This window comes from Xanthobacter sp. BG11Y11_SDJG (genome assembly GCF_057364445.1).
Genome location: NZ_JBNFNU010000845.1, coordinates 1 through 670 on the forward strand (window position 1 = coordinate 1; position 670 = coordinate 670).

Genomic DNA, 670 nt, shown 5'->3' on the forward strand with positions numbered 1-670 from the left:
GGAATGTTGCCGCCGTGGGCCGTCGCCCGGGGAGTGGACCCGCGGCGGGTCGGCCGATCCTCCAGGGCGTCGTCCTCACCCTGAATGCGGGGGAGGCGCTGGCGCTGGTGGGCAAGTCCGGCGCCGGCAAGACCTGCCTGCTCAAGGTGCTGGCCGGCCTGTGGGCACCGGCGGCGGGCGCGGTGCGGCTCGACGCGCGCGCCTCGACCAGTGGGAGCCGGACCGGCTCGGCCGCCATCTCGGCTACCTGCCCCAGGATGTCGCTTTGATGGACGGCACGGTGGCGGAGAACATCGCCCGCTTCGATGCCGAGCGCGACCCGGAGGCGGTGATCGCGGCGGGGCGCGAGGCGGGCGTGCACGACCTCGTCCTGCGCCTGCCGTCCGGCTACGACACGCGCATCGGCGAGGGCGGCATCGCCCTCTCCGCCGGCCAGCGCCAGCGGGTGGCGCTCGCCCGTGCGCTCTACGGCGCGCCGTTCCTGGTCATTCTCGACGAGCCCAACGCCCATCTCGACGCCGAGGGTGAGGCGGCGCTGCTGGCGGCGATCGAGCGGGTGAAGGCGCGCGGCGCCATCGTCGTGGTCGCCGCCCACCGCGCCAGCGTGATCCGTGCCGCGAGCCATGTGGCGACCATCCGCGACGGGCGCCTCGCGGCCTTGGCCCGCGCG

1 pseudogene is annotated in these 670 nt (G+C 75.7%); it reads left to right on the top strand.

The annotated features are described in order from the left end of the window. Positions 1–107: 107 nt before the first annotated feature. Positions 108–670: pseudogene (locus tag AC2W7M_RS26905) on the top strand (ATP-binding cassette domain-containing protein); the annotation flags it as partial.